Source organism: Hydrogenophaga sp., assembly GCF_022844385.1.
Lineage (GTDB): Bacteria > Pseudomonadota > Gammaproteobacteria > Burkholderiales > Burkholderiaceae_C > Hydrogenophaga.
The window spans coordinates 1-7,792 of record NZ_JALHLX010000145.1 but is presented as its reverse complement, the minus strand read 5'-3'; the positions used below and the strand labels follow the sequence as shown (position 1 = coordinate 7,792).

At 67.4% G+C, this 7,792-nt stretch carries 9 protein-coding genes; 6 read left to right on the top strand and 3 right to left on the bottom strand.

Annotated features, from left to right (window positions below):
- Window positions 1–302, bottom strand: a 302-nt coding sequence (locus Q0C59_RS17190) for a cbb3-type cytochrome c oxidase subunit I (RefSeq protein ID WP_291217810.1), incomplete at its 3' end; no start/stop codon positions are given.
- A complete protein-coding gene (gene coxB / locus Q0C59_RS17185) occupies window positions 295–1,017 on the bottom strand; it encodes a cytochrome c oxidase subunit II (RefSeq protein WP_291217808.1) in 723 nt (240 codons plus the stop codon). The genes Q0C59_RS17190 and coxB, both read right to left, overlap by 8 nt.
- Window positions 1,018–1,026: 9 nt before the next feature.
- Here coxB and Q0C59_RS17180 point away from each other — a divergent pair, with 9 nt between their 5' ends.
- Complete coding sequence (locus Q0C59_RS17180; protein ID WP_291217806.1) at window positions 1,027–1,491, top strand: DUF2231 domain-containing protein; 465 nt, start codon at window positions 1,027–1,029, stop codon at window positions 1,489–1,491.
- 20 nt (window positions 1,492–1,511) lie between these two features.
- Here Q0C59_RS17180 and Q0C59_RS17175 read toward each other — a convergent pair whose 3' ends face one another.
- A complete protein-coding gene (locus Q0C59_RS17175) occupies window positions 1,512–1,925 on the bottom strand; it encodes a CopD family protein (protein WP_291217804.1) in 414 nt (137 codons plus the stop codon).
- Between the two features lie 285 nt (window positions 1,926–2,210).
- Between Q0C59_RS17175 and Q0C59_RS17170 the strand changes: the two genes are divergently transcribed.
- The 5 genes from Q0C59_RS17170 to Q0C59_RS17150 all read left to right on the top strand — a co-directional run.
- Window positions 2,211–4,808 carry a membrane-bound PQQ-dependent dehydrogenase, glucose/quinate/shikimate family gene (locus tag Q0C59_RS17170; RefSeq protein WP_291217802.1) on the top strand — a complete coding sequence of 866 codons (2,598 nt, stop codon included), beginning with the start codon at window positions 2,211–2,213 and terminating at the stop codon, window positions 4,806–4,808.
- Window positions 4,809–5,010: 202 nt separating this feature from the next.
- Complete coding sequence (locus Q0C59_RS17165) at window positions 5,011–5,538, top strand: pyridoxamine 5'-phosphate oxidase family protein (RefSeq protein ID WP_291217800.1); 528 nt, start codon at window positions 5,011–5,013, stop codon at window positions 5,536–5,538.
- Complete coding sequence (locus tag Q0C59_RS17160; RefSeq protein WP_291217798.1) at window positions 5,535–5,849, top strand: hypothetical protein; 315 nt, start codon at window positions 5,535–5,537, stop codon at window positions 5,847–5,849. Before Q0C59_RS17165 ends, Q0C59_RS17160 begins: the two co-directional genes overlap by 4 nt.
- A gap of 117 nt (window positions 5,850–5,966) precedes the next feature.
- Window positions 5,967–7,223 carry an Hsp70 family protein gene (locus Q0C59_RS17155; protein ID WP_291217796.1) on the top strand — a complete coding sequence of 419 codons (1,257 nt, stop codon included), beginning with the start codon at window positions 5,967–5,969 and terminating at the stop codon, window positions 7,221–7,223.
- 72 nt (window positions 7,224–7,295) lie between these two features.
- Window positions 7,296–7,792, top strand: a 497-nt coding sequence (locus Q0C59_RS17150; RefSeq protein WP_291217794.1) for a hypothetical protein, incomplete at its 3' end; no start/stop codon positions are given.

Sequence of the window (7,792 nt, the reverse complement as noted above, 5' to 3'; positions counted from 1 at the left end):
TGCTGGATCGGCACCGCGAAGAGAAACATCATCATGGTGCCGTGCATGGTGAAGACCTGGTTGTAGGCCTCGGCGCCCATGAAAGCCTGCCCCGGCTGCGCCAGCTGCGCTCGCAGCAGCATGCCCAGCAATCCGGCAATCACGAAGAACACCGCCCCCGTGACCATGAAGCGGTTGGCCACGCTGGTGTGGTTGACCACGCTCAGCGCGCGCCAGCCCTTGGGGTTGCCCCAGACGGCTTCGAACTCGGCGTGCAGCTCGGCCGCGTCGCGCGCAGGTGCGTGGGTGGTGGGTTCAGTCATGGACGGCACCTCGGGCCGCTGCCTGCCAGGTTTCGAATTCGGCCACCGGCATGGCGATCACGGTCATCACCATGTGGGCGTGGTTCAGGCCGCAGAACTCGGCGCACTGGCCGCGAAAGCGGCCGGCCTGGTCGGCCTGCAGGCGAATGATGTTGGTGCGCCCGGGAATCGCGTCGATCTTTCCGCCCAGGCGCGGCACCCAGAACGAGTGGATGACATCTTCGCTCTCCACATGGATGTCCACCGGCCGGCCCACGGGCAGTCGCAGTTCGTTTTGCAGCCGCACGCCACTGCCGGGGTAGTGCAGCATCCAGGCCCATTGGCGCGCCTGCACGTTGATGCGCAGGGGCTCGGCGCCCCCATTAAGCGGCAAGGGCAACTGGTGCATGCCGGCCGGTGTGCCGAAGATCAGCAAGGCGGTGATTGCGAGGGTGGGCAGCACGATGCCGCCACCCACCATCCAGCGCAGACCATCGCGTGTGGCCAGGTGATCGCTCACCGCGTCGTCGCTGTGTCGCCGGCGGCGCATCGCCAGCCACCACGCGGCCACCATGCCCAGCGTGACCACCGTCGCCACGCCCAGCATCCACCACCACACCTGGGCGATGGCCAACGCCGAAGGCCCGGCGGGGTCGAGCATGGACTGCGCGCCCGAGCAGCCCGTCAGCACCACGCACGCCATCACGAGCAACCACGCACGCGCCACAGGTCCCACAATGGGCGCATGAACACGAGCACCAAACCGATCCTGAGCCGCGCTGCCATTGCGGGTCATCCGGTGCATCCGATGTTGATCCACTTCCCGGTGGCGGCACTCATGGCGCTCGCGGGCACCGATGCCGCCTACCTCTATGGTGGCGACCCCTTCTGGGCGCGCGCCGGACTGTGGCTGGCGGGGGTGGGCGCACTCGGCGGCTGGACCGCCAGCGTGGCGGGCATCGTGGACCTGCTCAGCGTGGCGCAGATCCGGCGCCTGATCACCGCGTGGGGCCACGCGCTGATGGCCGTGATGATGTTGTCGGTGGCCACCCTCAACTGGCGCTTGCGCCTGGGCGATGACCCCGGTCTGTACGTGATGCCCTGGGGCATGGGGCTGAGCCTGCTGACCGCGGCCTTCATCGCGCTGGCGTCGTACCTGGGTGGGCGGCTGGTGTACGAGAACGCCGTGGGCGTGCACACCGACAGTTGAACCGCAGCGTGGGCAGCTGCTCAGGCCGGCTTGCGCAACACCAGCCAGGCGATGGCGATCAACAGCAGCGGCAACGAGACCTGCAGCAGCGCGCAGAACAAGGCCATGCCGCGGACTTCTGCGCGCTCGGCCCGCAGCACCAGCAGGCCACAGCTGCCGTGACCCAGCACCAGCAGACCGACCACCGCCAACTTGAACATCAGCCATGGCGCTATCAATCCAATGTCGACGAAGATCAGTGTCCCCGAGCCGATGGCCAGCAGCGCCGATGGCGTGACCACGCCGATGAACACCGTGCGCGGCAACAGCGCGGACGTGGAAGGCGCGCCGTGGGGTGACCGCGTCGCGGCAGACTTGATCATCGATGGCAAGTACAGCAGGGTGCCGCACCAGATGATGACGGCGCTGATGTGCAGGAGCTTGAGCCAAGGCACGTGTCACCCGAACCGGCAGGCGTGCTGACAACAGATCACTTGTCTTCTCCAATGTTCAGGGGCAAGGACGCATGGTGTCAGGTCGAAGGCCCGCCATCTGTTCGCTGCCGAACCGAAGGCGGGTCTTCGACCTGCCGCGTCAATGTCAAGAATGTGGGTGTCCAGTGCGATCCAGCGCTGGCCTGGGCCAATGCGGAAATTGCCATGGTCTCCGAGATGGGACGATGACGCATGTGATCGCCAGCGTACAGACCCAACCCGGCGAAGCACGGATGCTGTTCCCCCATGAAGACTCCGCCGACACCAACGCGTCCCGAACCTCGATCGCAGCCGCTGCACCGCGGCCCGGCCTGGCTGGTGCTTCGGGTCCTCGCGGTACTGCTGCTGCTGGGCGGTCTGGTGATGGCCGTTCTGGGCACATGGCTGGTGACGCTGGGTGGTTCGCCTTATTTCGTCGCGGCCGGGGTCCTCATGATGGTCGCAGCCGCATTGGTGCTGGCGCGTCGGGCTGCAGCCGGCGTGATGCTGTATGCCGCAGTGGTGGTGGCGACGCTGTTGTGGTCACTTTGGGAGATTCACAGCAAGGGTTGGATGCCTGTTTGGGGGGTGGACCTGTCAAGCCGGGTCGGCGTCCTGTTGGGCCTTCTGTTGCTGATGGTGTTGGCGTTGTTGCTGATGCCGCGCCCGACCCGCCCGGCGAGCGCAAGTCATACCCGAAGTGGACCGGTGATGGCCGGCGTGGCGCTGCTGGGCCTCGCGCTGGCGTTGCCGGTGGGCCTGACCCGCTGGACGCCGGCGCAGGCACAACCGTCGACGCCCGCCGTGGCCGCGCCTCCCATCAATGGCGACCTGTCCGTACCGGCACTTTCCGCCGTCGGCCAGGCCTCGACGCGTCCGGTGTTGGGTCGTGCCGCGGCTTCGCCGGGCGCAGACGAGTGGACTGCGTACGGTGGTTCCAACCTGGGCCAGCGCTATGCGCAGGCAACACAGATCACGCGCGAGAACGTCGATCAGCTCGAGCCTGTCTGGAATTTTCGCACCGGCGACATGGCGCCGAATGAACGGGTGTTCTTTGCATTCCAGAACACACCTCAGAAGATCGGGGACAGTCTTTTTGTGTGCTCCAGCAGCGGCCAGGTGTTTGCGTTGCACCCCGCCACCGGGGCACAACAGTGGCACTTCAATCCTGCCGTGCCGCTCGAAGCCATGGGGCCGTTGTTCAGCGTGGCCTGCCGTGCCGTGGCCTATCACGAGACGCCGGTCGTGGCCACGCCCGACGGAGACCCGGCGGGTGCCGCAGGGCGCGCCACAGCGGCGGCCGAATGCCCGCGCCGCATCTTGCTGGCCACTGTGGACAGTCGCCTGATTGCGCTGGATGCCACCACCGGCAAGCCCTGTCCCGGTTTCGGAAACGGCGGCACTGTGGACCTGGGCGAGGGCATGGGCAACCAGGCGCCGGGGCTGTCGTCCAACACCTCGGGCCCTGTCGTCGTCGGAGACCGTGTCATCGTCGGTCAGCAGGTCAGCGACAACCAGCGCCGCGATGCGCCCTCCGGGGTGGTGCGCGCCTACGACGTGCGGACCGGCGCCTTCTCATGGGCCTGGGACGCCAAACGAACCGATCGACCCCGGCAGCCGCTGGGGCTGGGGGAGATCTGGCCGCGCGGCACGCCCAACGTCTGGACTGTGATCTCTGCCGATGAATCGCTCGGGCTGGTCTACCTGCCCACGGGCAATTCGGCCAACGACCACTACGGGGCCGACCGCAGTGCCGAGGAAGACCGCTACACCGCAGCCGTGGTGGCTGTGGAAGCCGCCACGGGCCAGGTGCGCTGGCACTACAGCACGGTGGATCACGACCTGTGGGACTACGACCTCGGGGCGCAGCCCACGCTGATGGACATGGAGATCGACGGGCGCATGCGCCGCGTGCTGCTGCAGGGCACCAAGACCGGCTCCATCTTCGTGCTCGACGCGGCCACCGGAGAGCCCCTGCGCCCGGTCGAAAACCGCTCTGTGCCCCAGGGCGCAACCCCGGGCGACCGCACCGCTCCCACGCAGCCGCAGTCGGTGGCACTGCCGAACTTTGCCGGCGCGCCCCAGCCCCCGGGCGCCGAGCCCGAACGCCTGACCGAAGCGCACATGTTCGGTCTGACGCCGATCGACGCGCTGATGTGCCGCATCAAGTTCCGCCAGATGCGCTACGAAGGCATCTACACACCACCCACCGAGGCCGCTGGCGGCATGCTGCTGTTCCCCGGCACCATCGGTGGGCTGAACTGGGGCGGACTGGCGGTGAACCCGGACCTTCAGATCCTCATCACCAACCACAGCCGCCTGCCCAACGTGGTGACGCTGATCCCGCGGGCGCAAGTCACCGACCAGGCGGTGGGCAGCGGGGGCCAGCGTGTGGACCAGAAAGTGGCGCCGCATGCGGGCTCGCCCTATGGCGTGACAAGACCCATCTGGCTGTCGATGTTCGGCGTGCCCTGCATCGCCCCGCCTTGGGGGTATCTCGCCGCCACCGATCTGCGCACCGGCCAGCTGCTGTGGAGCCAGCCGCTGGGCACGGGCTACGACTCGGGCCCACTGGGCATTCCCACGCGGCTGAAGATCACGCTGGGCACCACGAACATCGGCGGCGCTGTCAACACCGCCAGCGGCCTGACATTCATCGCTGCGGCGCAGGACAACTTTCTGCGCGCGTTCGACACCCGCACCGGCAAGTTGCTCTGGGAGGCGCGGCTGCCTGCCGGCGGGCAGGCCTCGCCCATGACCTACATGCACGAAGGCCGGCAGTACGTGGCCATCGCCGCTGGCGGCCACGCCCGGCTGAAGACCACCCTGGGTGACCACCTCGTGGTCTACGCACTGCCTCGCTGAGGCGACGCAAGATGTACCTGTCCTCGCGTTTCCAGCGAGTGGCAGGCCGTCTTCCCCCGCGCCTGCGTTGAGGGATTCGCGGTGGCCCCCGTGGCGCCATTCCCCACCCGATTCGCCGCGACGGCGGGTTCGCCAGCGCACAGACCCGCCCTGCGTTTCTTTCTACCGTGGTCTCTTCATTCAACGATGACGAGGACCCCCCATGAACATCGAGACCCAGACCACTCCCGAGCTCAAGCACATTGCCGAGTTGATCAAAGACATCGCCACCTCGATGCTCACCACCATCGAAGCCGATGGCTCGCTCGCCAGCCGCCCCATGTATGCACTGGAAATGGACGCCAGCGGCGCCATCTGGTTTTTCACCGACACGCGCTCTTCCAAGGTCGAGCGACTGGCCGTGGCCAACCTGGCTTTCACCGATCTGGACGACAGCACCTATGTGTCGCTGTCGGGGCACGGGGAGATCGTCACAGACCGGGGCCACATCGAACGCCTCTGGTCCCCCTTTGCGCGGCCCTGGTTTCCCGACGGGCCCGACTCCCCCAACCTCGCCTTGCTGAAGTTTGTGCCGCACTCGGCCGACTACTGGGACGCGCCCAACAGCAAGATGGTGCGTGCCGTGGGCAACCTGGTGTCCATCGTGGCGGCCAAGCCCCTCGGCATGGGTGAGCACGGCTCGCACCAGGGTTTGTCGGGTGGAGCCGTGCCGGCTGGAGAACGCGCATGAACAAGCCCGGCGACCCGGACCAACCCGCCGTGCCCCACCAGCCGGTGGAGCCCGATACCCCTTATGAGCTGCCGCCCGAGGAGGGCGATGTACCTTTGAAGTTGCCGCACGAGCGCGACGAAGACAGTGACATGACGGACGAGCGGCCGGACCCGAAGATCCTGCAGGCCTACAAAGACCTGAAACAAGGCCAGGTGGACACCGACATGCGCGCCACGCCGGGGCAAGACGCTGCCCAGCGCGGCAAAGACGTGCCGGGTGCGGGCGGGCAGCAGTTGCCCAAAGAAGAAAAGAGCGTTCGACGCACGTAGCGGAGCTTGTGGCGGGGGTGCCCGCCCGGGGGTGCCACACAAGGGTGGCAGAATCCGCGCTCCCCAAGAGCCGGCGCTTCCGCTCAAACCTCGGGGGCCCATTCCCTTACGCTCCCCATGACTCCTCCGCTCCACGGCACCCTCGGCATCGATTTCGGCACTTCCAATTCGGCCATGGCCTGGGCCGATGTGCGGGGCACAGCCCGCCTGATTCCGCTGGAGGGCACGGCGGTCTCCATGCCCACGGCAGTGTTCTACAACTCCGAAGACAGCACCACCCACTTTGGCCGCGACGCGGTGGCGCAGTACCTCGGCGGCACCGAGGGCCGGCTGATGCGCTCGCTCAAGAGCCTGCTGGGCAGCCCGCTGCTGCTGGAGACCACGGTGGTCAACCACCAGCAGATCAGTTTCCAGGAGATCGTGGCCACCTTCCTGGCCGCGCTGCGCGAGCGCGCGGCGCAGTCGCTGGGCGTGGCGCCCACCAAGGTGGTGATGGGCCGGCCGGTGCATTTTGTCGACGACGACCTGGAGCGCGATGCGCTCGCGCAAGACTCGCTGTTGCAGGCCGCGCAGGCGGTGGGTTTCCGGCAGGTGTCGTTCCAGTTGGAGCCGATTGCCGCTGCGCTGGACTACGAGCGCCGGTTGGACAGCGAGCGCGTGGTGCTGGTGGTCGACCTGGGTGGCGGCACGTCGGACTTCACCGTGGTGCGCCTGGGCCCGCAGCGCATGAAGCTGGCCAACCGCGCGGGTGATGTGCTGGCCACCACGGGTGTGCACATCGGTGGCACCGACTTCGACCACAAGCTCAGCCTGGAGCAGGTCATGCCCTTGCTGGGCTACAAGCACCTGGGCCCGCAGCAGCGCGAGGTGCCCAGCCGCGTGTTTTTCGATCTGTCGACCTGGCACCTGATCCAGTGGCTGTACCAGCCGCGTGCGCTCAGCCAGGCGCAGCAGCTGCGCGTGAACTACAGCAACGTGGCCTTGCACGAGCGCCTGATGAAGGTGCTCAAGCACCGCGACGGCCACCGCATCGCCCACGAGGTGGAGCAGGCCAAGATCCGCTGCTCGGAACAAGACGCTGCCACGCAGGTGGATTTGTCGGAAGTCGAACGCGGCCTCGGCGCCGACATGCACGCCGACGCCATGCGTGACCACCTGGGCACGCTGCTGGCGCGCACCGTGGCTTGTGCCCGCGAATGCGTGCAGCGCGCCGGCCTGACCGACAGCACCCTGGACGCGATTTACCTCACTGGCGGCTCGTCGGCCCTGCGGCCGTTCCAGCGCGCCTTGCAGGCCGAATTTCCCGGCGTGGCCATGGTCGAGGGTGATCTGTTTGGCGGTGTGGCCTCGGGGCTGGCGTACAGCCGGGGTTGAACTTGCCTGCGAAGATGTCGTCCAACGCCTTCAAATCGTGAAGCCCGAGTTGTGAACACAGGAGACCCAAGCATGCGCACCGTGTTGTCCCGTCTGACCACCGTGTCTGTGTTGGCCGTTGCCGTGGCCGGTCTGTCGGCCTGCGCCGGCTACGCACCCCCTTCAGATCCCTCGGGACTTTCCCGCGACGAGATCGTGGCCCGCATGGGGCCACCCGAGATGCAGCGCCAGGTGGCGGGTGGCAGCCGGCTCGAATTTCCCCGCGGGCCATACGGTGTGCACACCTGGTTTGTGTACCTCGACGCCAACGGCCGCGCCACCCGTTCCGAGCAGGTGCTCACCGAAGCCAACTTCCTGCGCATCAACCCCGGCATGAGCCAGGAAGAGGCCCGTCAGGTGCTGGGCCGCGCGGGCGAGGTGCAGGGCCTGGGCCGCAACCGGGGGCAGGTGTGGAGTTACCGCTACGACAACCCGTTCTGCCGCTGGTTTCAGATCGAGATCGCCGAAGACCAGACCGTGCGTTCGGCCGGCTACGGCGAGCCCCCCGAATGCGCCAAACGGGACGACGC

Bases quoted from the DNA above. Each gene is read 5' to 3' on its own strand.
- Q0C59_RS17180 (WP_291217806.1), top strand. From the start codon at position 1,027: ATGAACACGAGCACCAAACCGATCCTGAGCCGCGCTGCCATTGCGGGT.
- Q0C59_RS17170 (WP_291217802.1), top strand. From the start codon at position 2,211: ATGAAGACTCCGCCGACACCAACGCGTCCCGAACCTCGATCGCAGCCG.
- Q0C59_RS17165 (WP_291217800.1), top strand. From the start codon at position 5,011: ATGAACATCGAGACCCAGACCACTCCCGAGCTCAAGCACATTGCCGAG.
- Q0C59_RS17160 (WP_291217798.1), top strand. From the start codon at position 5,535: ATGAACAAGCCCGGCGACCCGGACCAACCCGCCGTGCCCCACCAGCCG.
- Q0C59_RS17155 (WP_291217796.1), top strand. From the start codon at position 5,967: ATGACTCCTCCGCTCCACGGCACCCTCGGCATCGATTTCGGCACTTCC.